This is a genomic window from Mesorhizobium sp. L-2-11, assembly GCF_016756595.1.
Classification (GTDB): Bacteria; Pseudomonadota; Alphaproteobacteria; order Rhizobiales; family Rhizobiaceae; genus Mesorhizobium.
In genome coordinates this window covers 5,629,634-5,653,762 of sequence record NZ_AP023257.1, presented here as the reverse complement: position 1 = coordinate 5,653,762, position 24,129 = coordinate 5,629,634, and the positions used below count along the sequence as shown (strand labels likewise).

The 24,129-nt window shown below is 63.6% G+C and carries 18 protein-coding genes; 10 read left to right on the top strand and 8 right to left on the bottom strand.

Translation table 11 applies throughout. The annotated features are described in order from the left end of the window. Positions 1-26: 26 nt before the first annotated feature. The 6 genes from JG739_RS26960 to JG739_RS26935 are packed head-to-tail and all read right to left on the bottom strand — an operon-like array spanning position 27 to position 8,863. Positions 27-1,418: an FAD-binding oxidoreductase gene (locus tag JG739_RS26960; protein WP_202364171.1), complete on the bottom strand. Its 1,392-nt coding sequence runs from the start codon at positions 1,416-1,418 to the stop codon at positions 27-29. A 5-nt stretch (positions 1,419-1,423) separates the two neighbouring features. Next, positions 1,424-2,665, bottom strand: coding sequence for a VWA domain-containing protein (locus JG739_RS26955; RefSeq protein ID WP_202364170.1), 1,242 nt, complete (start codon positions 2,663-2,665; stop codon positions 1,424-1,426). Beyond that, a complete protein-coding gene (locus JG739_RS26950) occupies positions 2,658-4,916 on the bottom strand; it encodes a DUF5682 family protein (RefSeq protein ID WP_202364169.1) in 2,259 nt (752 codons plus the stop codon). Before JG739_RS26950 ends, JG739_RS26955 begins: the two co-directional genes overlap by 8 nt. A 6-nt stretch (positions 4,917-4,922) precedes the next feature. Then, complete coding sequence (locus tag JG739_RS26945) at positions 4,923-6,002, bottom strand: AAA family ATPase (RefSeq protein WP_202364168.1); 1,080 nt, start codon at positions 6,000-6,002, stop codon at positions 4,923-4,925. 18 nt (positions 6,003-6,020) lie between these two features. Further along, on the bottom strand, positions 6,021-7,466 hold the full coding sequence (locus tag JG739_RS26940) for a DUF5691 domain-containing protein (protein WP_202364167.1): 1,446 nt from the start codon (positions 7,464-7,466) through the stop codon (positions 6,021-6,023). After that, on the bottom strand, positions 7,463-8,863 hold the full coding sequence (locus JG739_RS26935) for an SWIM zinc finger family protein (RefSeq protein WP_202364166.1): 1,401 nt from the start codon (positions 8,861-8,863) through the stop codon (positions 7,463-7,465). The genes JG739_RS26940 and JG739_RS26935 overlap by 4 nt, the downstream gene beginning before the upstream one ends. A 450-nt stretch (positions 8,864-9,313) precedes the next feature. On the opposite strand from JG739_RS26935, the gene JG739_RS26930 reads away from it, so the two are divergent. The 10 genes from JG739_RS26930 (at position 9,314) to JG739_RS26885 (ending at position 21,126) form a co-directional block, all read left to right on the top strand. Then, positions 9,314-10,288 carry a sugar-binding transcriptional regulator gene (locus JG739_RS26930; protein ID WP_202364165.1) on the top strand — a complete coding sequence of 325 codons (975 nt, stop codon included), beginning with the start codon at positions 9,314-9,316 and terminating at the stop codon, positions 10,286-10,288. Positions 10,289-10,332: 44 nt separating this feature from the next. Next, a complete protein-coding gene (locus tag JG739_RS26925; RefSeq protein WP_202364164.1) occupies positions 10,333-11,778 on the top strand; it encodes an ABC transporter substrate-binding protein in 1,446 nt (481 codons plus the stop codon). Between the two features lie 200 nt (positions 11,779-11,978). Further along, positions 11,979-12,902, top strand: coding sequence for a carbohydrate ABC transporter permease (locus JG739_RS26920; RefSeq protein ID WP_202364163.1), 924 nt, complete (start codon positions 11,979-11,981; stop codon positions 12,900-12,902). Positions 12,903-12,911: 9 nt separating this feature from the next. Then, complete coding sequence (locus JG739_RS26915; RefSeq protein ID WP_202364162.1) at positions 12,912-13,769, top strand: carbohydrate ABC transporter permease; 858 nt, start codon at positions 12,912-12,914, stop codon at positions 13,767-13,769. A 5-nt stretch (positions 13,770-13,774) separates the two neighbouring features. After that, positions 13,775-14,893, top strand: a complete 1,119-nt coding sequence (locus JG739_RS26910; RefSeq protein ID WP_202364161.1) for an ABC transporter ATP-binding protein — start codon at positions 13,775-13,777, stop codon at positions 14,891-14,893. Next, positions 14,890-16,014, top strand: a complete 1,125-nt coding sequence (locus tag JG739_RS26905) for an ABC transporter ATP-binding protein (protein WP_202364160.1) — start codon at positions 14,890-14,892, stop codon at positions 16,012-16,014. Before JG739_RS26910 ends, JG739_RS26905 begins: the two co-directional genes overlap by 4 nt. Next, positions 16,014-17,567 carry an FGGY-family carbohydrate kinase gene (locus JG739_RS26900; protein ID WP_202364159.1) on the top strand — a complete coding sequence of 518 codons (1,554 nt, stop codon included), beginning with the start codon at positions 16,014-16,016 and terminating at the stop codon, positions 17,565-17,567. The genes JG739_RS26905 and JG739_RS26900 overlap by 1 nt, the downstream gene beginning before the upstream one ends. Positions 17,568-17,577: 10 nt before the next feature. Further along, positions 17,578-18,618 (top strand): 2-hydroxyacid dehydrogenase, encoded by a 1,041-nt coding sequence (locus JG739_RS26895; protein ID WP_202364158.1) that lies wholly within the window; start codon positions 17,578-17,580, stop codon positions 18,616-18,618. 49 nt (positions 18,619-18,667) lie between these two features. Next, positions 18,668-20,185 (top strand): glycerol-3-phosphate dehydrogenase, encoded by a 1,518-nt coding sequence (locus JG739_RS26890; RefSeq protein WP_202364157.1) that lies wholly within the window; start codon positions 18,668-18,670, stop codon positions 20,183-20,185. Next, on the top strand, positions 20,185-21,126 hold the full coding sequence (locus tag JG739_RS26885) for a sugar phosphate isomerase/epimerase family protein (RefSeq protein WP_202364156.1): 942 nt from the start codon (positions 20,185-20,187) through the stop codon (positions 21,124-21,126). The genes JG739_RS26890 and JG739_RS26885 overlap by 1 nt, the downstream gene beginning before the upstream one ends. Before the next feature lie 167 nt (positions 21,127-21,293). Here the strand turns inward: JG739_RS26885 and JG739_RS26880 are convergent, their stop codons facing one another. After that, a complete protein-coding gene (locus tag JG739_RS26880; RefSeq protein ID WP_202362542.1) occupies positions 21,294-22,508 on the bottom strand; it encodes an integrase core domain-containing protein in 1,215 nt (404 codons plus the stop codon). Positions 22,509-22,804: 296 nt separating this feature from the next. Then, on the bottom strand, positions 22,805-23,869 hold the full coding sequence (gene fba / locus JG739_RS26875) for a class II fructose-bisphosphate aldolase (RefSeq protein WP_202364155.1): 1,065 nt from the start codon (positions 23,867-23,869) through the stop codon (positions 22,805-22,807). Positions 23,870-24,129: the final 260 nt, after the last annotated feature.

Here is a 24,129-nt window from a genome sequence, read left to right as displayed (position 1 = left end):
CCGGCCGGCGCTACCGGCCTTCGATTTCAGGCGGGCCCGGGATCGAAAACCCGCCCGGCATTGAGGATATTGTTCGGATCGAAAGCCGCTTTCAAGCGCCGCATGGCGGCGATCTCGGCATCGCCGCGCACGAGGTGCAACCATTTCTTCTTGTCGAGGCCGATGCCATGCTCGGCCGAGACGCCGCCGCCGGCCGCAGCCACGCTGCGATAGACGATGTCATATGCCGCCGCCGGATCCACCGTGCGGACCTGATAGTGCAGATTGCCATCGCCGAGATGACCGAAGACGTAGATGTCGGCGTTGCGGTCAACGGCCCGGACCGCGGCTTCCGTTTCCCGCAGGAAAGTGCCCATCCTCGCCAGCGGGATGCTGACATCGACGCCGACCAGGCCTTTTATCGAAAACAGGAAGCGATTGGCGTCCTCTCGCACCGCCCACAGCGCGCGGAATTCGCGCGGCGACTGCGAGACCACCACGTCGTCGATCACGCCGTCCTCGACCGCCTGCATCAGCACAGCGGCAAAACGTTCGCCGTCGTGGTCGGGCTCGCTGCCCTGTATCTCGGCGAGCACATAGACGGGCGAGCCGACGGGCAGCGGCGCCGGCGCATCCATGCCGGCGACCATGGCGCCATAGAGCGGCGCGAAATTCACTTCATAGGCCGAGAGCAGGGGTCCAAGTCTCTGTCTGAGCAGACCGAGCAGCGCGATCGCCGCGTCGACCGAAGCAAGCGCGCAGAAGGCGTTGACCTCGGTGGCCGGCTTCGGGTGCAGGCGCAGGCAGGCGCGCGTGACGACACCCAGCGTGCCTTCGCTGCCAATGAATAGCTGGTTGAGATCATAGCCGGAATTGTCCTTGGACAAGCCCTTGAGCGACGTCAGGATGCTGCCATCGGCAAGTACTGCTTCCAGGCCGAGCACCTGCGCGCGGTACATGCCGTAGCGCAGCACCCGGATACCGCCGGCATTGGTGGCGACATTGCCGCCGACCGTGGCCGTGCCGCGCGCGCCGATGTCGACGCCGAACAGCAAGCCGGCCGTATCGGCCGCGTCCTGCACCATCTGCAGTGGTGCGCCGGCCTCGGCGACGATCTTTGCCGCCTCGCGGTCGGGAGTCTCGATCGCCGTCATGCGCTCCAGCGACAGCACCGCTTCGCCGGGCTGGATGCGAGCCGCACCGGCAAGCCCGGTTCGGCCACCCTGGACGACAAGCCTTTGCCCCGCCTCGTTGCACAGGCGCAGTATGTCCGAAACCTCGCCGGTCTTGCGCGGACGCAGCACGAACTCCGGCAGTGCGCCGGTCTTGCCGTCGGGATCTTCCCTGTAACGCGGTCCGGCCTCGTCGGCCGAAACGATCGCTGACCTGTCCAGCCGTTTTTCCAGCCGCGACAGGAGCTCGGCAACCTTCTGCGACATGGGGCTCACTCGTTCGCCCTGGGCGCTTCGGCCTCGGCGCGAACCAACTTGATGTCGGCTCCCGCCGCCCAAGCGCCGATATCTTCCCGGCGCAATGCCGCCGCCATCATGTCCGGAAACAAATCCGGCGTGCAGGCGAAGACCGGGATGCCAAGTGCGGCGACCGAACCTGCCATTGCCGGATCATAGCCGGGCCGGCCTTGGTCCGTCAGCGCCAGAAGCACGACGACATTGACGCCGGATCGAACCAGCGCCGCCAGCCGCCGCAGCAACTCCTGGCCATTGCCGCCCTCGTAGAGGTCGGTGATCAGCACCAGATGCGACTTGGTTGGCCGCTCGATACGGTCGGCGCAATAGGCGACGGCCTGGTTGATATCGGTGCCGCCGCCAAGCTGCACGCCGAACAGCACTTCGACGGGATCGCTGAGTTCTTCGGTAAGGTCGACGATGGCCGTATCGAAACAGACGAGCTTGGTGCGCACGATCGGCAGCGAGGCCAACACCGCCGCGAAGATCGAGGCGTAGACCACCGAGCTCGCCATCGAGCCGGACTGGTCGACGCAGAGAACGACTTCGTCAAGATCGACCAGCCGGCGCTGCTTGCGCATGAAACCAACCAGCTTCTCCGGCACGATGGTTTTGTGCTCGTGCTGGTAGTGGCGAAGGTTCGCCGAGATGGTGCGCTGCCAGTCGATATCGCGCGCACGCGGACGGTTGGTGCGCTTCGATCGGTCGAGCGCGCCGCGTATCGCCTCGGCGGTCTTCTGCTCCAGCTTCTGCATCAGCTTGGCGACGATGTCGGCGATGATCGTGCGGGCGATGTCCTTGGACTTGGCCGGCATGACCGAGCGGAGCGAAATCAGGTCGGCGACCAGGTTGACGTCCGCCTCGATCGCCTTGAGGAACTCCGGCTCCATCAGCATCTGCTTCAGGTCCAGCCGTTCGAAAGCGTCCTTCTGGACAATCTGAACGACCTGCGCGGGAAAGAAGGAGCGAATGTCGCCCATCCATTGCGCAACGCGCGGTGCCGAGCGGCCAAGCCCGCCACGCCGCTTGCGCGGGTCACTGGCCGCCGCGCTGGCACCATCGCCGTAGAGAGCATCGAGTGCCGCCGAAAGTCGTTTGTCGTCGCTGGAAAGTGCCGCCGACGCCTCGTCATCGGCGCCGATCGCCAGGCGCCAGCGGCGCTCCCCTCCGGCATCTACAGTGAATGGGCCGGGCTCGTTCATTTCGCCCTCGTCATCCATTGCCGTTTCCTCCCATGAGCAATGGTCCAAGCCGTTCCAGGTGTCGGCGCCATGCCTCGCCGCCATCCGGCGTCGGCGTCAAGCCAGCCGGCAAGCGCGCGGCGCGGCCGAGAACCGCTTCGATTAGCCGCCGGCGCTCCATGCTGTCCAGATTGGAAAAGACGCGGCGCAGCAATGGCAGGTGCGCTATGAAAGCATCTTCGTCGAGAGATTTGAGCCAGGAATCGACCGCGCCGCGCAGACCTTCGTCATAGATCAGCCGTTGACCGGCTGTGCTGAAGAAGCCCTCGAAGAACCCCGCCGCCTCGGCGACCGGCGTGCCCGGCGACAGGCGTCGCCCGAGCAGCCCGGCTGCGGCTTCGGCGGACAGGCGGCCGGCTTCGTAGAGCAGGTGCGCGGCGCATCCGGCCAGCAGCGCCGTCGCCTGCGACCCCTCCAGCACGGCAGCCAGCCCGTTGCGCCATCCATTCAGCACGTCTTCCCCGGGCTCGACCAGCCTGATCGCCTCATCGGCCTTGCGCATCGCGCTAGCCAGCGTCGCGGCGGCCTGCTCATCCAGGTCGCGTGCCGCATAGGGAAGCGCGATCGCACCTTCGACGATCAGCCGCTCCATGAGGCCGGAAAGCCGGTTCGTCTCCGTTTTGCGGGCCTCGCCATAGCGGATGATATCGGCGAGCGGCGGCACCGAGGCCAGAATCTCCAGGCATTCGCTGCTGCGCGCCGCGCGCGCCTCCAGGGCCGCGAGACCGGCCGTCGATGCTTCCGACAGGCCTGCCGTGATGGCGCCCTGGACCAGTGCCGCAAGCGTATCGAGGGTTGCTGCGGCTTCGATCATCTGGATCAGGCGGCCGTTGGCAGCCTTTTCGATGGTCGGCCCGTAGATCAGGTTCTCCACCAGGCGAACGGCATATTCCGGCTCCCAGGCCAGGGTCCACCGCTCGCGGAAAGTGCCACGGCTGCGACCGGCGTCCGTCAACTTGCCCCAATGCACGCCAAGCACGTTCAGCCGATGCAGCAATGTCGAACGAAACAGCCCGCTGTCGCTTCGCAGGTCGACGGATAGTTCCCGCTCCAGCGCTTCAGGTTTCAGCCGCGCCGCCTTCTGGTTGCGCTGCAGATCCTCGATCAACGGCGCCAACGGCGTGTCGGGTGGAATTTCGCCGACGTCCGCACCCAGAAGCAGCTCGGCCTCGACCAGGGCCCACAGCAACGCTTCGCCATTGAACAGAGCCGCAATGGCGGCGTCGCGCAATTCCTCAAACCCAGGTTTCGGCCGCTCGCGAATTGCGGCGAGCGTGCGGGCGAGCCGCTCCGCTTCGATCAGCGAAGCGGTCGAGACCAAGTGACCCTTCACCCGCAGCACCGCTGCAATCATTGCAAGCCACAAGGTTGCTGTATCGCGCCGGCCGCGCGTGCGCCACAGATGCTTGCACCAGCCGGGTGCGACGACGCCCGCGCCATAGCCGTAGCCCAGCGCCAGACGCGGTCCCGTCCACGGCGCCCATGTCATCGTGCTCTTGCGCCTTGCAATCCCCTTAAGCAGGGCTTGGTCGTTTTTCTGCGTGTGTGTCGCCTGCAGTGCCGGCACATGCCACGCCCCGCAGACGACTGCGATAGGTCCGTCGAATTCCTTGCGCGCTGCAGCGATTTCGAGCCGCATATGCGCTTCGCGCTGGGCCTCGAACTGCGCGATCGAGCCTTCGCCATCCCTCAGCGTCATCATCGCGTCGGAGATGGCCGCGAATATGGGGCCTGGTTCCGGATTCTGCTCGATGATGTCCGACCACCAGCTTTCGCCATCCTCATAGCCGGCGGCGCGGGCCAGCGTGCCTATCGGATCACGCCGATGCGGAGCCACATCGTCACGCTCGCTTGCTTCCTTCGCTTCGTCAGCATCGACATTTTCCGCGCCGTCGACCGCCGGTTCCGAGAAGCGCGCCGACGACGGCAGGTCGATGAAGCGCAACGCCGCCTTGTTGTCCACGGACCAAAGGACCGCCTGATATTCCGGCGAGAACTCGGCGAATGGCCAGAAGCTTGTCGAAGCCGGATCCTCCTCCGGATAGCAAAGCAGTGCTACCGGCGGCTGCATCTCCGGGCGGGCCAGCAACGGCAGTAGCGCGGAGGCATCGATCGGCCCCTCGATCAGCACCGCGACCGGCTGCAAATCCAGCAATGCCTGCACAAGGCTGTCGGCGGAACCCGGCCCGTGATGGCGTATGCCGAAATAGACGACGTCGCTATGCCCCATGGCGCGTCAGATCGCTGCGTTCAAGGCCGCATAGTAGCCGGCATAGTCGGGCCGCTTCTTGAGCACTGTTTCCAGATATTCCTCAAGCACTGCCTTGTCCTGAACCGGGTCTTTCACGATCGCGCCGACAAGGCTGGCGGCGAGACCTTCGGCGCCGAGCTTGCCGCTGTCGAACCACGCCGCCTGGCTCAGCCCGCCAACCATCGTCGCGATCGCCTCGGCGGTCGACAGCGAGCCCGAGGGCGTCTTCAGCGTCACCTTGCCGTCGGCGGTCGCACCGGCCCGCAATTCACGGAAGATGGTCAATACCCGGGCTATCTCCTCGCCAACATTTTTCGGCACCGGCAGGTCGAGCCCGCCGGCCATCTCATCGACCCGCTTGGAGACGATCGCCACCTCTTCAGCCATGTCTTCCGGCAATGGCAGCACCACGACATTGAAACGACGCTTGAGTGCCGAGGAGAGTTCATTCACACCTTTGTCCCGGTTGTTTGCCGTGGCGATGATGTTGAAGCCGCGCTGGGCATAAATCGACGTGTTCAATTCCGGGATCGGCATCATCTTTTCGGAAAGTACGGTGATCAGCGTGTCTTGCACATCCGAGCCCATGCGCGTCAGTTCCTCGAGCCGGCAGAGCTTGCCGGTCTGCATAGCGCGGTAGAGCGGCGTCGGCACCAATGCTTCCTGGCTCGGGCCCTTTGCCAGAAGTTGTGCATAGTTCCAGCCATAGCGGATCTGGTTCTCGTCGGTGCCGGCCGTGCACTGCACGATCAGCGTCGAGTCGCCCATAATGGCGGCGGCCAGATGTTCCGACACCCAGGACTTGGCCGTTCCGGGAACGCCGAGCAGCAACAATGCGCGGTCGGTGGCGAGCGTTGCCACCGCGGTCTCCATCAGTTGGCGGCGACCGACATATTTTGGCGTTACCGGCGTGCCGTCACCGGCCTTCCCGCCCAGCAGATAAGTCAGCACAGCCTGTGGCGAGAGGCTCCAGCCGGCAGGCTTTTGCCTGTCGTCACCGCGCGCCAGCGCCTGCAATTCAGAGGCATAGGCCTGCTCGACCGGGAGACGGATGGCAGCGTTCATATGAATTCTCCGGATTGATCATGTGTCGGTTCTAGATTGATGTTCGGCCAGCGCCGCGTTGAGACCCAGGACACTGAGTGATGGGGCTGCGGGAGGCATGCCGGCTGCGACGACCTCGTCGATCAATTTTGCCGCTGTGGTCGCCGTGGCGAGGAAGCCGATCGTTTCCAGCATATCGTCGGCGCCCCGGCGCATGGCGTCGTCGTTTCCCGCAACGGCGGAACGCAGCGCCGCAAGAGCCGATCCATTCGAAAGATCGTCCCATTCCAGCCAGCCAGCATCAATGCCTTCCGCCAGATTGATCGCGTTGAGGTAATTCGCTTGCTTGAGGATCATCCGGACCAGGGCTCGTTTTCTGCGACTGTCCAGGCGCGGCGTGAGGTGCAGTACGAACAGCGCTGGCTTGCCGCCATCGGCGACAAGTGCGTCCGCCATATGCGTCACCGTGGCGTCGCTCCCCGAGGCGGCGACCATTCGTGCGATCAGGATGTCAGCGTTGTTGTCGGCGCCGAATTGCCAGGCTCCTATGAACTCAGGTTCGCTAGCACTGAACCGTGCGGCCAGGTCGACCAGATTGCAGGTCTCGAACAATTCAGCTCGACGCTTTTCCTGCGCCGGCGATTTCAATTTCGCCGGCGTGTAGATGCTGCGGCGGCGGATGAAGCCGGATTTGCCTTCGCTGATGAAAGCGGCGAGTTCAGCTGCGGCATCATCCGGTCCGCCATCGATTGAACGGCCGTGCTCCCCCAGCCTTGCCAGCAGCCGGCCAGCCAGTTCACGCACCTTGCCGGACCTGTCGGCGGAGAGGCTTTTAAGGAACGGCGCGTCCTCAGGATTCAGGCCGAAGCGCATGAGCTCGACGAGCGCAAGCCTGGCCTCGGCGGGCTCGCCCGATGCCTTGGCCTCAACCAGCAGTCGAGCCGAAGCCGGTTCACTGCGGCGCATCTCTGCCAGCGCGATGCGTCGCGCGGCGGGATAGAACTCATCCCAATTTTCCGCCGTCAGTTTCTCTTGCGGGGCATGTCTCTCCCCGTCCAGGCTTGCTTGCCAGTCGATCCAGGGAGCGTAGACGTCCGGACTGTTCTGATCCGACGCGACGGGCATCCAGTCCATCGGATGGAGGACAAAGCCGCGGCTGGCGATAAGCGTCACCACGCGCGTCTTGCGTCTCGCGTCGGCGGCGTGTTTCAGAGCGGCTCTCGACAGCGGCCGCAACCGCTCCGGCAGCATAGGGAGCGCAAGCCTGGGCAGCGGCGGCCGGCGCTTGAGCGTCTTCGGCGCCGCAGGCCGCAGGGCGACGTCCAGCGCCTGTGCTGCGATTGCCAGGAGCCGGCGCTCCTGCTCGTCGGCACTTGCATCGTCGGCGATTGTCTTCCAGGCGGTTGGAGCCAGATCGAAACTGGCTCCGCCGGTGATCCAGCAATCGCGCATTGTCGCCAGGCCTGTTTGCTCGCCCTCGTTCACGACAGGTCAAGTCTCCCGAATCCGCTTTGCGCCGCCAGAAGGTCAAGCCGGGCGCCATCCCAGAGCGCTGCCGTGGCCGCAAGGTCGAGGCCGAGCAATGTTTGATTGACAGCGCCTGCGATCGGCAAGGCTATCCCTTGCGGATCGTCCGCGGCCTGCCACCAGCCTGTGCCGCGGTCATCGACCAGGATCGCACCAGGCGGCAGCAAGAGAGGACAGTCGGTAATCCAAGGCGCTGCATCCTGATAGGAAGCATGCCCGGCGAGTGGGTCCTTTGTAGCGCCCAAGCTGAAATCAGGCCATGCACCGGACATCACTTCACCCATGCGTTCCGCCACCAGTGCGCGCAGCGGTTTGCGGGCTGGATAGAAGACCAGCTTGGCATCGAAACGATCGCCCGGTGCAAAAGCGTTGGACCGGCGTCCGGCAGAAGCCGGAAAATAGTCGAGCAGCACGGCAAATTGCGGGGTAGTGCTCTTCAGATCTAGAAGCCAGGTCGAATGGCTGACGAGACCGTCGCGGCGGCTCTCAATCTTCTCGCCCAGAACTTCCCAGAAGCTTTCGACCCGTCTTGCGTCGGGGTTGGCCAGAACCTGTTCGCGGGTTTCAGACGTCGATACGAGGCGCTTCAACTCGGGATCGTCGGGCGCCGCCCGCCACGCCTTGGCCAACAGCACAAGCTTGCCAAGCTCGCGGATCGCCGCATCCGGTTTTTCTTCGCTGCGCAGCGCCATCAGCCGCGCTGGGATCTCGTCAATGCGACCGGCAAGCGCGGTTGCCTTCATGTCGACCAGCCGCGCGGCAATCCGGCGGCAACGGTCGCTGCTGCCGTCGACAAAACCGGAAAGACCAAGCCGCAACTGATCGGCGATCCACTGGTCGAGTTCATCGAGCGCCGCCGACACTGCTTGTCGTGTGTCTTCGGCCCGCTTGCGCTGCGCTGCCTCACGACGCTCCACCGCCGCAACGTCTTCGACGGCGGCGCTCTCGTCCGTCCGTGCAGCCTCATCGATGCTCTTGGCTGCCACGCCGGATGGCAATTGCGCTGGCGGTGGCGTCGTCTTCCTGCGCCGGCCAAGCCAGTCACTCACCCATTCCGGCGTCGATTCAGCGGCTGCAAAACTGGCTGGCGCGGTGGCGGCAATCCACATCAGCGCCAGCGTGTGCTTGCACGGGAATTTTCGCGACGGGCAGGTGCATTTGTAGCCGTGATCGCCCGTGTCGACCACCACGCGATACGGATTGGAGCCGGAACCCTGGCATTCGCCCCAGATGAGCGCCTGCTGCTCATTCTTTTCGAGCCGCGGCCAGTTCGATCGTTTGGTCAGCTTGGAGGCAGCGCTCAGCGACGCCTGATCGGGAGCAAGCGCCTCAATGGTCTTCAAATCGAATTCCAAGCCGCGCCCCTCGTGACTCGAACCAAACCCCTGTCACCAGGATAGATAGCCGTTTGTGAAGAATTATTGTAGCTCTCGTGAAGCGAAGATCGATACGTCTCTGCGCCTGGCCTTATGTGCCCGAATCCGCCTGATCCGCAAGCGAGGCCCGCCGTTTCGGCAGGCAGCGGATTGTCAGCAAAACGGCGTCTGGCGTCGGCCAGCCCAGTTGTGCGCTCAGCGGACCGGAGCAGGCCTTAGCACCAATGCAACTGGTTTCGACTAGCGAGCCGTTCAGCCTTTGCCCTTCAGGTCGATAGGCATGGCGCTTCAAACGGGCGCTAACCTCACGATCGCTCTTCAGCGGGCCGAATTTTGGCCCTTGCCGTGATTTGAACCACGCGGCGCTTGACTCCGGCGGCGGCTTGTGAAAAATTTTGCACCAACTGATAAAAATATCTTAGGGCGGAAATGGTTGGTTTTGGAAACGGCCTCCTGCGTGACGATGAAACCAGTATGGCGACGCGTGCCGCCTGGCTTCATTATGCTGGTGGCCTGACCCAGTCGGAGGTCGCCAAGCGGCTTGGCCTGACCAGCCTCAAGGCGCATCGCCTTATCACCAAGGCCAATCAAGAGGGGCTGGTCAAAGTCTATATCGACGGCGAAGTGTCGGAATGCGTGGCGCTTGAAGACGATTTGTCCAGCCGCTACGGTCTCGACTATTGCGAGGTCGTTCCCGACTTCGATGGCGAAGACCTGCCGCTCAAGGCGCTTGGCATTGCCGGCGCGCAATTTCTCAAGCGTGAGATCGAACGCGGCGAGGATACGCTGATCGGCGTCGGTCACGGCCGCACACTGGCCGCCTGCGTGGAGTATCTGCCGCGCATTTCGGCCGAAAAGACCCGCTTCGTCTCACTGCTTGGCGGCCTGACGCGCAAGTTCTCGGCCAATCCGCACGACGTCATTCACCGCCTGGCCGAACGGACCGGCGCCGAAGCCTATGTGATGCCGGTGCCGATGTTCGCCAACACGGTCGAGGATCGAACCGTGCTGCTCGGGCAGAAGGGCATCAGCGAGGTCTTCGATCTCGGCAAGGCCGCCGACCTGCTCATTGCCGGCATCGGCACCGCAGAGCGCGAGGCGTCGCTGGTCGCCACCGGCATGATCGAGAAGGGCGAAATGGAGGAGATCCGCCGCAACGGCGGTGTCGGCGAACTGCTCGGCCATTTCTTCGATGACGCTGGAAGAGCGGTCGAGACGACGCTTTCCAACCGGGCGCTGGCGCTGGCGCGCGAAGACATCAGCAATCGCAGGATTGTCGCCGTTGCCGGCGGCAAGGTGAAGGTTCGTGCCATCAAATCGGTGTTGGAGGGCCGCTATCTCAAGGGCCTGGTCACCGATGAGAAGACGGCGCGATCACTCGTGGAGCAGACGCCGGTCGGGTAGCCGGCAGCCATTCGATTGAAACTACCCTGTGGAGGAGAAGACAAATGCATGAGAAAGAAAAAGACCTGATCGATGCGTTCCTGCGCGGACAAGTCGATCGTCGTGGGCTGATCAAGGGCCTTGGCGCGATGGGCCTTGCCGTCGGCACGGCCGGAACGCTGCTCAATCTGGGGCAGACCCAGGCGCTGGCGGCGGATTTCGACTGGCAGGCGCACAAGGGCAAGACCATCAAGCTCTTGCTCAACAAGCATCCTTACGCGGATGCGATGATCGCCAACCTTGAAAACTTCAAGAAGCTGACCGGCATGGAAGTCGTCTATGACGTGTTTCCGGAAGACGTCTATTTCGACAAGGTCACCGCTGCGCTGTCGGCCAGCTCGCCCGAATACGATGCCTTCATGACCGGCGCCTACATGACCTGGACTTACGGCCCGGCCGGCTGGATCACCGATCTCAACGAATGGATCAAGGATCCGACCAAGACCAATGTGAACTATGCCTGGGACGACTTCCTGCCCGGTGTCAGGAAGTCCTGCGCGTGGAACGGCCAGCCCGGCGGCGTGCTCGGTTCCGACGACGCCAAGCAGTGGTGCATTCCGTGGGGCTTCGAACAGAACAACATCACCTACAATAAGGGCATGTTCGACAAGGTCGGGGTCAGCGTTCCCGGCAATATGGACGAGATGGTCGCTACGGCGGCCAAGCTGACCAAGGATGTCGGTGGCGGCGTCTACGGCATCGGTGTGCGCGGCTCGCGTTCCTGGGCGACGATCCATCCCGGCTTCCTGTCGGCTTACGCCAACTTTGACCAGAAGGACCTGAACGTTTCAGCCGACGGCAAATTGTCGGCCGCGATGAACACCGCCGAATCCAAGGCCTTCCACAAGCAGTGGGTCCAGATGATCCAGGAGAGCGGCCCCAAGGACTGGTCGACCTACACCTGGTATCAGGTCGGCACCGATCTTGGCGCCGGCGCCTCTGCAATGATCTACGACGCCGACATCCTCGGCTACTTCATGAATGGCGGCGACAACAAGATGGCCGGCAAGCTCGCCTTTTCCGCCTTCAAGGCCAATCCCGCCGCCAAGGCGCCGACGCCAAATATCTGGATCTGGTCGCTGTCGATGTCCAACTTCTCCAAGGACAAGGACGCCACCTGGTACTTCATGCAATGGGCATCCGGGCCCGAGCATGCACTGTTCGGTGCAACCAAGATGGACTTCGTCAATCCGGTCCGTCAGTCGGTCTGGAACGACCAGATGTTCCGCGAGAGGCTGAACAAGAGCTATCCGGGCTATGTCGAGATGTTCGACGTCTCGGCACCCGGCGCCAGCATCAAGTTCACCCCGCAGCCGCTGTTCTTCGATCTGACCACCGAATGGGCGGCGACGCTGCAGAAGATGGTGGCCAAGGAAGTGCCGGTCGACGAAGGCCTCGACATGCTGGCCACCAGCGTCGACGGTCAGCTTAGGGAAGCCGGGCTAGGCTAAAGTCCTGGCGGCCGGCTGGCCCGCTGCTGCGGGCCAGCCGGCGATTCCACTGCGAAGCGGCGCCTGGAGCATCAGGCCCCAAACCGGTTTTGGGAAGATCCGATGCTCAAACACTGGCGGTGCCGCCACTCGCCCAACCGGCCGCCTGGCTCCCTGGGCGGCCGGCAGGGCGAAGCAACAGAGATGACGGGTGAGCCACGATGACTGCGGTGACAATGCAAAGAAACAAGCCTTCCGGCTTCAGGATCAGCAAGAGAGTGCTGCCCTATGTGCTCAGCCTGCCGGCCCTGCTCGTCTGCATCGGCATACTGATCCCGTTCTTCACATCGGTCGTCTATTCGTTCCAGCGCTACCGGCTGAGCCAGCCCTGGGCGCGGCAGTTCAACTGGGGCGACAACTATATCTCGTTTTTCACGGACCCGAGGTTCTGGAACACGCTGGAGATATCGCTGCTCTATGCCGGCATCACCGTGCTGCTCGAACTGCTTCTCGGCCTCGGCATCGCCATGCTGCTGCAGAAGCGCTCGACGCTAAACAACTTCATCTCGATCATGCTGTTGATGCCGCTGATGACGGCGCCGGCGCTTGCCGCGCTGATGTGGAAGCTGATGACCAATCCCGGCTTTGGCGTGCTGAGCTATCTCGCCAGCCTGATCGGATTGCAGGATTTCCGCTGGGCCTCGTCGCCGTCGACCGCGCTTTTCACGGTGGTCCTTGTCGATATCTGGGTCTACACGCCCTTCATCATGATCCTGCTGCTGGCCGGCTTGCGCAGCCTGCCGACGCAGCCCTTCGAGGCAGCAGCACTGGACGGCGTGCCGCGGAGTTTCGTGTTCTTCCGCATCACCTTGCCGATGCTCACGCCCTACATCCTGACGGCGACGCTGTTTCGCCTGCTGGATTCCATCCAGCAGTTCGACATCATCTATGCCATGACCCAGGGCGGCCCGGGCGACACGCTGACCGTCTTCCAGGTCGAGGCCTATCTCAACTTCTTCCAGTCGACCAATGTCGGCCGCTCAGCGGCGCTGATGATCATCCTGTGGGCGATCACCTATTTCCTGTCGAACATCTTCATCAAGAACTGGCTGCGGCTGCGCGAACGCGCCCGCGGCCTGGCATAGGAGGCCGAGATGGAACACACCTCGCTTCTCGAACGCATCCTGCGCGGCATAGCGCTGGCGCTGGTCGTGATCTTCTTCATGTTCCCGATCGTCTGGATCCTCATGATGTCGTTCCAGACCAACGAGACCATCCTGCGGATTCCGCCGCAGCTCGTCTTCAAGCCGACGCTGGCCAACTACACCGCGCTGATCACCGGAAAGCTGACCACGGCGGCCGGCACGCTCGACATCGCCTTCATGCGCAATCTGTGGAATTCGGTGTTCCTGTCGGTCACCTCCGTCGCCGTCGCGCTGCTGCTCGGCGTCCCCGCCGCTTATGCCTTTGCCCGGCACAAGTTCCGCGGCTCGGAGGACATCGCCTTCACGCTGCTGTCGTTCCGGTTCGCGCCGGCGCTGCTGGTGCTGCTGCCGCTGACCCTCTATTTCCAGAAGCTTGGACTGGCCAACACCTATATCGGGCTGATCTGGGTCTATCAGCTGATCTGCCTGCCGCTGATCCTGTGGATCGTGCGCGGCTATTTCGAGGATATCCCGGCCGATATCGAATATGCCTATCGCATAGCCGGCCATTCCTGGTTCGCCACCTTCCGCAAGATCGCGCTGCCGCTTGCCGGCCCCGGCATCGCGGCTGCGGGCCTGCTCGCCTTCATCTTCGCCTGGAACAATTTCGTCTTCGCGCTCGTGCTCGCTTCGGCCGACAAGCAGCCGGTGACGGTCGGCGCGCTCGCCTTCATCACCTCCTCCGGCATCCAGTACGGCCAGATCTCGGCAGCGATCGTGCTGTCGATCACCCCGACGCTGGCGCTCGCCCTTTACGCGCAGCGCTATCTCGTCGAAGGCCTGTCGCTCGGCGCGGTGAAAGGATAGCTCCGATGGCCAGCCTCGAATTGCGAAATGTCGTCAAGCGCTACAAGAGCCAGACTGTGCTCGACAATCTGTCGCTGAGCGTCGCCGACGGCGAAACCCTGGTCCTGTTCGGACCGTCCGGTGCCGGCAAGACGGTGCTGCTGCGGCTCGTCGCCGGCGTCATCGACCCCGATGAAGGAAAGATACTTATCGGCGGCGAGGACATGACCGACCTTGACGCCGAGTTCCGCGGCGTCGGCATGGCGTTCCAGAATTTCGCGCTGTTTCCGCACATGACCGCCTTCGACAACATCGCCACGCCGCTGCAGGCCAAGCGATCGCCGCAAGGTGCGATGAAGGCGGGTGTCGAGAGCGTCGCCAAGCTGCTGAAGATCGGCCACGTGCTCAGCCACAAGCCACGGGCGCTGTCCAACGGCCAGAAGCAGCGCACCGCGCTCGCCCGCGCGCTGGTCGGCTCGCCGCCGGTGCTCCTGCTCGATGACCCGCTGCGCAACGTCGATGCCAAACTGCGCTTCGAGATGCGGCTCGAACTGCCGAGGCTGCTGGCCGACCGTGGCGCGACCGTCGTCTACGTCACCCAGGACTACAAGGAGGCCATGGCGCTCGGCGACCGCATCGCGGTGATGTCGCAAGGTGTCATCAAGCAGCTCGGCACGCCCGAGCAGATCTATCGCGAGCCGGCCAACATCGAGATCGCGCGGCTGTTCGGCGATCCGACGATCAACCTGCTCGACGTCAAGCCGTCGCGCGATGCCAAGGGCATCTATGTCGGCCTGTCGAATGTCCAGGTCCATCTGACGGGCGCCTATGACGCGACGGTCGGCCGCGATTGCGTGATCGGCTTGCGGCCCGAAGCGCTGCGCTTCGTAGACGAAGGCACGCCCGCTGCAATACCGGTGACCGTCGAGGCGGAGACGCCGCTCAATGAAAAGATCGTCACGCTGGTGCGCACCGTGCGCGGCCGCGAAATCCTGGTCTCCCGGCCGGCCGGAACACCGGGTCAAACCGAGGGCAGGGCCCACATCGCCGTCGACGACAAAAGTGCGCTGCTGTTCGATCATGCCAGCGGCGACCGCATCGGCGCCAGCAATGTGGTCAATCTGCGCAGCGGAGAAGCGGCATGAGCCAGAGCGCACTCACCATTTCCGGCGTCGACAAATTCTACGGCCCGATCGATCGGGGCGTGCACGCCGTCCAGAACCTGACGATGGAAATCGCCAGGGGCGAGATCGTCGCACTGCTCGGCTCGTCCGGCTGCGGCAAGACTTCGACATTGCGCATGATCGCCGGTTTCGAGGAGGTCTCGCGCGGCACCATCTCGGTTGCCGGCCGCAAGGTGCACACGCTGCCGCCGGTCAGGCGCAATGTGGCGATGGCGTTCGAGGGCTATTCGCTGTATCCGCCGCTGACCGTGCGCGAGAACATGGCGTTTGCGCTGAAGGCGGCCAGGCTGCCGAAAAGTCAGGTCGACGCGAAAGTTGCCAGCATCGCCAAGCTGCTCGAGATCGAGGACATTCTTGAGCGCTATCCGAGTTCCATCTCCGGCGGCCAGCAGCAGCGCGCCAGCCTCGGCCGGGCGCTGATCCGCGAGGCCGACCTGCATCTGCTGGACGAACCGATGGGCCAGCTCGAGCCGCAGCTTCGCGCCGTGCTGCGCGGCCGCATCAAGCACTTCATCAAGGAGCGCGGCCTGACCGCGATCCTGGTCACTCACGACCAGACCGAGGCCAATGCATTGGCCGACCGGATCGCGGTGATGGAAGGCGGCGTGCTGCAGCAGTTCGATACGCCCGATATGCTCAAGCAGCGGCCGGCCAACCTGTTCACCGGCACCTTCGTCGGGGAGCCGCCGATGAATGTCTTCGAGGCCTATGTCGGCACGGCTGCCGACAAGATCAATCTGCGGCTGCCCGACGGGCTATCACTGGACTATGACAAGGACGCATTCAGCGGCTCGGTTCGCGACGAATTGCTCAAACGCGAGCGGGTCGTCATCGGTGTCAGGCCCTATGCGGTTCGCCGCTCGAAGGACGGCGTGCCGGCCACAGTTTCGGCCAACCAATGGCTCGGCGACCAGACCCATATCGCGGCGGATTTCGCCGGCGGCTCGCTGGTCCTGGTCGAACATGACCGGACCCGGCTTGAGCTTGGCGCTCCGATCAACATCAGCATCGATCCGAAAAACCTGCACGTCTTCGATCAATCCAGCGGCATGGCCATTTCGCACGGCATGGAGCTTGCCTGATGCGGGATGTGCTGATCGGCGTCGACGCCGGCACGTCTGTCATCAAATCTGTCGCCTTCGACACGGCGGGCCGGCAGCTCGCCGCCGCGGCGGTGCCGAACCGGTACGAGACCTTGCCCGGCGGCGGCGCCGAGCAGGATCTGGCGCGCACCTGGGCTGATACCGCGACCACCCTGCGCCAGCTTGCCGACAAGGTCCCGGACCTTGCCAGCCGCGCCATTGCGGTCGCCGTGACCGGGCAGGGCGACGGCACCTGGCTGATCGACAAGCACGGTGAGCCGGTCGCCAAAGGCTGGCTGTGGCTCGACGCGCGCGCTGCCGCGATCGTCGAGGAGATCCGCGCGCGGCCCGATGACCGGCTTCGTTTCGAAAAGACCGGCAGCGGGCTCGCCGCCTGCCAGCAGGGACCGCAGCTTGCCTTCATGAAGCGCAGCGCGCCTGACAGGCTTGCCGGCGCCGCGACGGCATTCCATTGCAAGGACTGGCTCTATTTCAACCTGACCGGCGAACGCGCCACCGATCCGTCCGAAGGCACCTTCACCTTCGGCGACTTCCGCACCCGTGGCTATTGCGACGAGGTGCTTGAGGTGCTCGGCGTCGCCGATCTCAGGCATCTGCTGCCGCCGATCGTCGACGGCACCAGGCATAGCGCCGGCCTGTCGGCGGCGGCTGCCGAAGCGACCGGTCTGCTTTCCGGAACACCGGTGGTGCTGGCCTATGTCGACGTGGCCTGCACCGCGCTCGGCGCCGGCCTGCTCGACCGCGAGCGCAAGCCCGGCTGCTCCATCATCGGCTCCACCGGCATGCATATGCGGCTGGCGCAGACGCCGGACGAAGTGCTGCTCAACGAGGCCAGGACCGGCTACACGATGACGATGCCGGCGCCCGGCGTCTTCGCGCAGATGCAGTCGAACATGGCAGCGACGCTCAACATCGATTGGATCCTCAGCCTCGCCTCCGGCATTCTCGCCTCGCAAGGCATCACCCGCAGCAATGGCGAGATGATCGCGCTGGTCGACGAATGGATATCGTCATCTGAACCGGCTTCGCTGCTCTATCAGCCCTATGTGTCGGAGGCCGGCGAGCGCGGGCCGTTCGTCGATGCCAACGCCAGGGCCGGTTTCGTCGGCATTTCGTCGCGGCACGGTTATGCCGATATGGTCCGCGCCGTATTTGAGGGGCTGGCATTTGCGTCGCGCGATTGCTACGCCGCCATGGGGCCGCTGCCGAGCGAAGTTCGGCTGACCGGCGGCGCCGCCAAAAGCCCGGCTCTGCGCAAGATCCTGGGCGCTGTCGTCGGCGCCGACATTCGCACCAGCCAGCGCGAGGAAGCCGGTGCGGCGGGCGCCGCGATGATCGCCGCGGTCTGTGTCGGCCAATACAGATCGATGGACGAATGCGTCGGCGAATGGGTCACGCCGCTGCTGGGTGCGGCGGAGCCGAGCGACCCAAAACTTGCCGCGATCTATGAGCGGGCGGTTCCGTCCTACACATTGGCGCACGAGGCGCTGCGGCCGGTCTGGCGGTCGATGGCCGCATCCAGGGCAAACTGAGAAGTCGAGCATGCGTAAGAAGATTGCAATCATTGGCGACCGCTTCATGCTTCCCGATGCCTTTCGCGAGAAAATCGAGAAGGCCTGTGGCGACAATCTTGACATTCGCACGCTTGAGGCGGCCTGGCCCGACGAGCCGATGGAATTCGGCAATGCGGCGCTCGGCCTCGACAAGGTGAAGGAGTATTTTGGCGATCCGGACGAGGTGGTCGATTTCATTGGCGACGCCGAAATCTTCGTCACCCAGCTTGCGCCGCTCTCCGAGACCATGATGCGGCGTCTGCCGGCGCTGAAGCTTGTCGCGGTCTCGCGCGGCGGCCCGATCAACATCGACATGGTTGCCGCCAGGGCCTACGGCATCACCGTCGTCAATGTGCCCGGCCGCAATGCAAGTGCTGTGGCCGAATTCACCATCGGTGCGATCCTTGCAGAGACGCGGCTGATCCGGGTCGGGCACGAAGCATTGCGCAAGGGGCAATGGCGCGGCGATCTCTACCGCGCCGACCGTACCGGCCGCGAGCTCAACGAAATGACCGTTGGCGTCATCGGCTACGGCAATATCGGTACCAAGGTCGTCCGCCTGCTGCGCGCCTTCGGCTGCCGCATCCTGGTCACCGATCCCTATGTGCAATTGAGCGCTGAAGACCGCAATGCCGGCGTCGAACTGGTCGCGCTGGACGAACTCCTGTCCCGCTCCGATGTGGTCACGCTTCATCCCCGGGTGACCGAGGAAACCCGCGGCCTGATCGGCAAGGACACCATCGCCCGGATGAAGCCGGGGGTGATTTTCGTCAACACCGCGCGCGGGCCGCTGGTCGACTACGACGCGCTCTACGATGCGCTTGTCTCTGGCCATATCGGCAGCGCCATGCTGGAGACCTTTGCGGTCGAGCCGGTGCCTGCCGACTGGCCGCTGCTACAGCTTCCGAATGTCACCTTGACGCCGCATATCGCCGGCGCTTCGGTGCGCACGGTGACCTATGCGGCCGAGCAGGCGGCCGAAGAGGTGCGCCGCTTCATCGTCGGGCTCCCGCCGGTCAACCCGTGCTGAAGGTCGCGGCAGCCATGAAACGCAATCCAGGCATAGAGGATCCGGCGAGATGAGCGGCGCCACTGAAATCGTCGATCTGTTCGTCATCGGCGGTGGCGTCAATGGGGCGGGCGTCGCGCGCGACGCAGCCGGCCGCGGCCTTTCCGTCATCCTGTGCGAAAAAGACGATCTCGCCGAAGGCACCAGTTCGCGATCGGGAAAGCTCGTCCATGGCGGCCTGCGCTATCTCGAATATTACGAATTCCGGCTGGTGCGCGAGGCGCTGATCGAACGCGAAGTGCTGCTTGAATCGGCGCCGCACATCATCTGGCCGATGCGCTTCGTGCTGCCGCACAGCCCGGACGACCGGCCGGCCTGGCTGGTCCGGCTCGGCCTGTTCCTCTACGATCATCTCGGCGGCCGCAAGCGGCTGCCGGGCACCCGCACGCTTGACCTGCGCACCGCGCCCGAAGGCGCGCCGATCAAGGATGCGTTCAAGCGCGGTTTCGAATATTCCGATTGCTGGGTCGACGACGCCCGTCTCGTCATCATCAACGCGCTCGACGCTGCGGAACGGGGAGCCAGGATCTTCACCCGGACCGCCTGCACCGCCGCCCGCCGTGAAAACGGCCTGTGGTCGGTCGAGATGCGCGACGGCCGAACCGGCGTCAGGACCACGGTTCGGGCGCGTGCATTGATCAACGCCGCCGGTCCCTGGGTCAACGACATCATCAACCGCGTGGCCGGCCAGAACTCCAAGCGGAACGTCCGCCTTGTCAAGGGCAGCCACATCGTCGTGCCGAAATTCTGGGAAGGGCGGCAGGCTTATCTCGTCCAGAACAGCGACAAGCGCGTGATCTTCATCAATCCCTACCAGAACGATCTGGCCCTGATCGGCACCACCGACATCCCCTATGAGGGACGGCCGGAAGACGTAGCGGCGGATGCCAGCGAGGTCGACTACCTGATCAAGGTGGTCAACCGCTACTTCAAGCGCGAACTTGCCCGCGATGATGTCATCTACTCGTTCTCGGGCGTCAGGCCGCTCTATGACGACAACGCCGACAATCCGAGCGCGGTGACGCGCGACTATATTTTCCAACTCGACGCAGCGTCCGGGCAGGCGCCGCTGCTCTCCGTCTTCGGCGGCAAGATCACCACCTTCCGCAAGCTGGCCGAGCACGCGCTGGACCGGATCGCGCCTTTCTTTCCGAAAATGGGCAAGCCATGGACGTCGAAAGGCTACCTGCCGGGTGGCGATATCGCCAACGCCGATTTCGAACAGTTTCTCGGCGATCTCGGCCGCGAATATCCCTGGATGCCGACGTCGCTGGTCAAGCATTATGGCCGGCTCTACGGCACCAGGACGCGCGTTCTGGTCGGGGCAGCCAGGTCGCTCGCCGATCTGGGGCGGTGCTTCGGCAAGGATTTTTTCGAACGCGAAGCCAATTATCTGTTCGAGCATGAATGGGCGCTGACCGCTGCCGATTTTCTCGAACGGCGCACCAAGCATGGGCTGCATCTGTCCGCCGCGGAAAGAGCAGCCTTCGAGGACTGGTGCGCGGGTCGGCTGGTGAAAGCAAGCTGATGGTCTTTACGCTTTCCCTCAACACCAATCCGCTGGTCAATCGTTTCGCCGAACCGGACGATCTGATCGATGCAATCGCCTACGACATCGGCATCCGGGACGTGCAGCTCACGCATGAATTCGTCAATCCCGGCTGGCCGGCGGCGACGATCTCGAAATTCGTCCGCCTGTTCCGCACCGCGCTCGACCGCACCGGCGTGCGCGTGACGTCGGGGATGACCGGCCCTTACGGGCGGCTCAACCATTTTGGCCATCCCGACGCCGACGTTCGCCGCTACTACGTCGATTGGTTCAAGACCTTTGCCGACATTTCGGCCGAGCTCGGCGCCGGCGGCATGGGCACCCAGTTCGCGATCTTCACGCACAGGGATTTTGACGATCCCGAGCGTCGTGAGCGGCTTTTCGACATCGCGCTGGAATGCTGGCGCGAGGTCGCCGAGCACGCCAGGGCGGCCGGATTAACCTATCTGTTTTGGGAGCCGATGTCGGTCGGCCGCGAATTCGGCCATACGATCGAGAGTTGCTGGGCACTGCACAACCAGATCGAAGCAGCCGGCATGGCCATTCCGTTGAAGATGATGGTCGATATCGACCATGGCGACGTGACTTCGAGCAATCCGGCCGACATCGATCCCTATGCCTGGGCCGAAGCCTTTCCCAAGGTTTCGCCGATCATCCACATCAAACAGTCGTCGATGAACAAAGGCGGTCATTGGCCGTTCATCGCAGCCTACAACAGGGGCGGCCGCATCACGCCGGAAAAGCTTCTGGAGACGGTTCGCCGCGGCGGCGGCGTCGACAACGAGATCTGCCTCGAACTGTCGTTTCGCGAACGCGAACCGGTCGACCACCAGGTCGTCGCCATGATCCGCGAATCGGTAGACTATTGGGCACCGTTTATCGAAACCGGCAGGGCGGCGATTTTGCCGCGAGCAGGATAAAAAAAACAAAGTTTTAAGCGCCTCGATTGAAACGATTTCAACGCGACGCTTAATTCTACTGCGTCATGATTTTTGGCCGAACACAATCCTTACCGTTTGCGCTGCCCCTCACCTGCCTGCCGGTGTCCAGCCGATAGATAGGTAACAGTTTGAACCGGATACATAGGTTACAGTTTTCCCCCCTTCTCCTGCGCAGTGGTGTCCGCCGCAGCGCCGGCTGGTCGGGGTTGCAAGGCGCTGCGGCGGACCAGGCGCATTCGCTTGAGATCGATGTGGCCGAGCGGGTGGGCGTAGAAGCGTAAGGCCCATTCGCCGGTTTCGGTTTCTTCGACGGCGACCGGCTCGCCGGCAAGCGAGGCCGAGACATAGATCTCGCCGCCCTGCCACTTGATCGCGCCATTGTTGCGCACGCGCCTGACTGCGGCCTCGGCCGGATAGTCGGGCTCGGGCACGTTGGCCGGCATTTGCCGCTCGCTACCGCGGTAGTATTCGGCCGGCGTGTCCATGCCGAGCGCCTCATGCGGACGCTCCTCATTGTACTCGCGACGGAAGGCGTCGAAAGCCTGGCTCTGCGCCTGTCTGTCGATCTCAGGCGCCTTGGCCAGCGGCAACATGGTCAGGTGAAAGCGCTCGTGGCAGCCGTTCTGCTGAGGCTTGCCGGGCGCGATCCGCTCCAGCGCGATGCCGAGCTTGATGAAGCGCACCGCAAGCGGCGTCAGCCCGGTGACGCCGGCCGACGCGAAGGGTGAACCATTGTCGCTTCTGAACCGATCCGGCAGACCATGCTCCTCAAACAGCCGTTCGAACACCGGCCAGGCCTCCTCATCTGCCGTCGAACCCGTCGCTTCGAGCGCCAACAGGTAGCGGCTCCACGCATCCAGCACTGTCAACGGTTCGCAGCGCCACCCGTCACGGGTCCGGAACCAGCCCTTGTGGTCGCCCGTCCACACCGCATTCGGCCTTTGCGCATCTGGCCAGGGGCCGTTGCCCACAGCTCTCCAGCGCCCCCGCCGCCGGCCGACAAGGCCGTGGCGCTTCAGAATCTCGCCGGCCGTCGAGATCGCCGGCCACGGGTGCGACGGCGCCTCACGCTTGAGCCGCCCGATGATCTTCTTGGGCCCCCATGCCGGATGCGCCTCCTTCAGCGCAACGATCCGCTCAACCAGATCGGCAGCGGTCGCGCGGCCGTGATTGAGCGGCGCTCGCGGCAGATCATGCAAACCTTCCGGGCCGAACTCCCGGTAACGACCAAGCCACTTGTAGCCGATCTTGCGCGATATCCCGTACCGCTCGCAAACAGCCGTCATCGTCTCCTCTCCCGAAAGGCAATCCACTATAAACCTCAACCGCTCGTCCATGATGTCAGTCTCTCGCCAAACCATCGCCGGTACCTCCCGGCGGACAAGAAAACTGTCACCTATGCAATCGGTCTACTCTGTTACCTATCTATCCGGTTCGGACACCGGCATCCTCTCCCCGTATAGTGACGGGGAGAGGGGCGCCATTGTCGATGATTTCGCCAATTGTCAGCGTTGGAGGAAGGAAGCGGGCGTTGAGGCCAGCCACTCTCTCCCCGTCACTATACGGGGAGAGATGTCCGGCAGGACAGTGAGGGGCAGCGCCGACGGCGACAGTTATGATAGTGGGCTATGACGCTGTAGAATTAGGCCCGAATCCGTCAGCCGAATTTCGGATCGAGACTGCCCGACTTGTAGCGCTTGGCCATTTCCGAGACCGGCAGCGGCTTGATCTTCTGCGCGTTGCCGGCGGTTCCGAACTGCTCGAAGCGCTCCTTGCACAGCTTCCTCATGGCGGCCATTGCCGGCGTCAGATATTTGCGTGGATCGAATTCGCTCGGGTTTTCGGTCAAGACCTTGCGGATCGCGCCGGTCAGCGCCATGCGGTTGTCTGTGTCGATGTTGATCTTGCGCACGCCGTGCTTGATGCCGCGCTGGATCTCCTCGACCGGCACGCCCCATGTCGGCTTCATCTGGCCGCCATATTTGTTGATGATCTCCTGCAGCTCTTCCGGCACCGAGGACGAGCCGTGCATGACCAGGTGCATGTTCGGCAGGCGGCGGTGGATCTCCTCGATCACGTTCATGGCCAGCACCGCGCCGTCCGGCTTGCGCGAGAACTTGTAGGCGCCATGGCTGGTGCCCATGGCGACGGCCAGCGCGTCGACATGCGTGTCCTTGACGAATTGCACCGCCTGCTCGGGATTGGTCAGCAGCTGATCGTGGCTGACGGCGCCCTCGACGCCGTGGCCGTCTTCCTGTTCGCCGCCGCCCATCTCCAGGGAGCCGAGAACGCCGATCTCGCCTTCCACCGACACGCCGCCCCAATGCGCCATGTCGACGACCCGCCGCGTGATGCCGGAATTATAGTCGTAATCGGCTGGCGTCTTGCCGTCTTCCTTCAGCGATCCGTCCATCATCACCGAGGTGAAGCCATACTGGATCGCGGTCACGCATGTGGCTTCGTTGTTGCCGTGGTCGAGATGCATGCAGACCGGGATATCGGGATGGATTTCGACCAGCGCGTCGATCAGCTTGGCCAGCACGACGTCGTTGGCATAGGCGCGGGCGCCGCGGCTCGCCTGCAGGATAACAGGCGATTTGGTCTCCTCGGCGGCCTCCATGATGGCGAGGCCCTGTTCCATATTGTTCATGTTGAACGCAGGCACGCCATAGCCGTGTTCGGCGGCATGGTCGAGCAATTGTCTCAATGTGATGCGAGCCACCCAATAGTCTCCCGTATTTGTTTCAAGCCTATGGTTGCGAGCCGTTCGATCGTCGTTCAGCCCATTGATGCTTCTGGCCGGATTTCCAAAGGACCGCAACCTTTGGCCGTGTCGCCGGGAGCAATTCTTGTTACAGGACAGCAATCAGAAGCGAGCAATATCCCAAGAAAATGCAACACAATCACAAAAAGTTTGGCATATATGCGATTTACTCTGTTATAATGCCTTAGCTTCCGCTCCCCCACGGCGGTTCGCAGCGG

Excerpts from the sequence above, each read along its gene's own strand:
- JG739_RS26955 (WP_202364170.1), bottom strand. The coding sequence starts at position 2,665 with ATGGATGACGAGGGCGAAATGAACGAGCCCGGCCCATTCACTGTAGAT.
- JG739_RS26900 (WP_202364159.1), top strand. The coding sequence starts at position 16,014 with ATGCGGGATGTGCTGATCGGCGTCGACGCCGGCACGTCTGTCATCAAA.
- JG739_RS26905 (WP_202364160.1), top strand. The coding sequence starts at position 14,890 with ATGAGCCAGAGCGCACTCACCATTTCCGGCGTCGACAAATTCTACGGC.
- JG739_RS26960 (WP_202364171.1), bottom strand. The coding sequence starts at position 1,418 with ATGTCGCAGAAGGTTGCCGAGCTCCTGTCGCGGCTGGAAAAACGGCTG.
- JG739_RS26945 (WP_202364168.1), bottom strand. The coding sequence starts at position 6,002 with ATGAACGCTGCCATCCGTCTCCCGGTCGAGCAGGCCTATGCCTCTGAA.
- JG739_RS26950 (WP_202364169.1), bottom strand. The coding sequence starts at position 4,916 with ATGGGGCATAGCGACGTCGTCTATTTCGGCATACGCCATCACGGGCCG.
- JG739_RS26885 (WP_202364156.1), top strand. The coding sequence starts at position 20,185 with ATGGTCTTTACGCTTTCCCTCAACACCAATCCGCTGGTCAATCGTTTC.
- JG739_RS26910 (WP_202364161.1), top strand. The coding sequence starts at position 13,775 with ATGGCCAGCCTCGAATTGCGAAATGTCGTCAAGCGCTACAAGAGCCAG.
- JG739_RS26880 (WP_202362542.1), bottom strand. The coding sequence starts at position 22,508 with ATGGTTTGGCGAGAGACTGACATCATGGACGAGCGGTTGAGGTTTATA.
- JG739_RS26890 (WP_202364157.1), top strand. The coding sequence starts at position 18,668 with ATGAGCGGCGCCACTGAAATCGTCGATCTGTTCGTCATCGGCGGTGGC.
- JG739_RS26925 (WP_202364164.1), top strand. The coding sequence starts at position 10,333 with ATGCATGAGAAAGAAAAAGACCTGATCGATGCGTTCCTGCGCGGACAA.
- JG739_RS26920 (WP_202364163.1), top strand. The coding sequence starts at position 11,979 with ATGACTGCGGTGACAATGCAAAGAAACAAGCCTTCCGGCTTCAGGATC.
- JG739_RS26930 (WP_202364165.1), top strand. The coding sequence starts at position 9,314 with ATGGTTGGTTTTGGAAACGGCCTCCTGCGTGACGATGAAACCAGTATG.
- JG739_RS26915 (WP_202364162.1), top strand. The coding sequence starts at position 12,912 with ATGGAACACACCTCGCTTCTCGAACGCATCCTGCGCGGCATAGCGCTG.
- JG739_RS26895 (WP_202364158.1), top strand. The coding sequence starts at position 17,578 with ATGCGTAAGAAGATTGCAATCATTGGCGACCGCTTCATGCTTCCCGAT.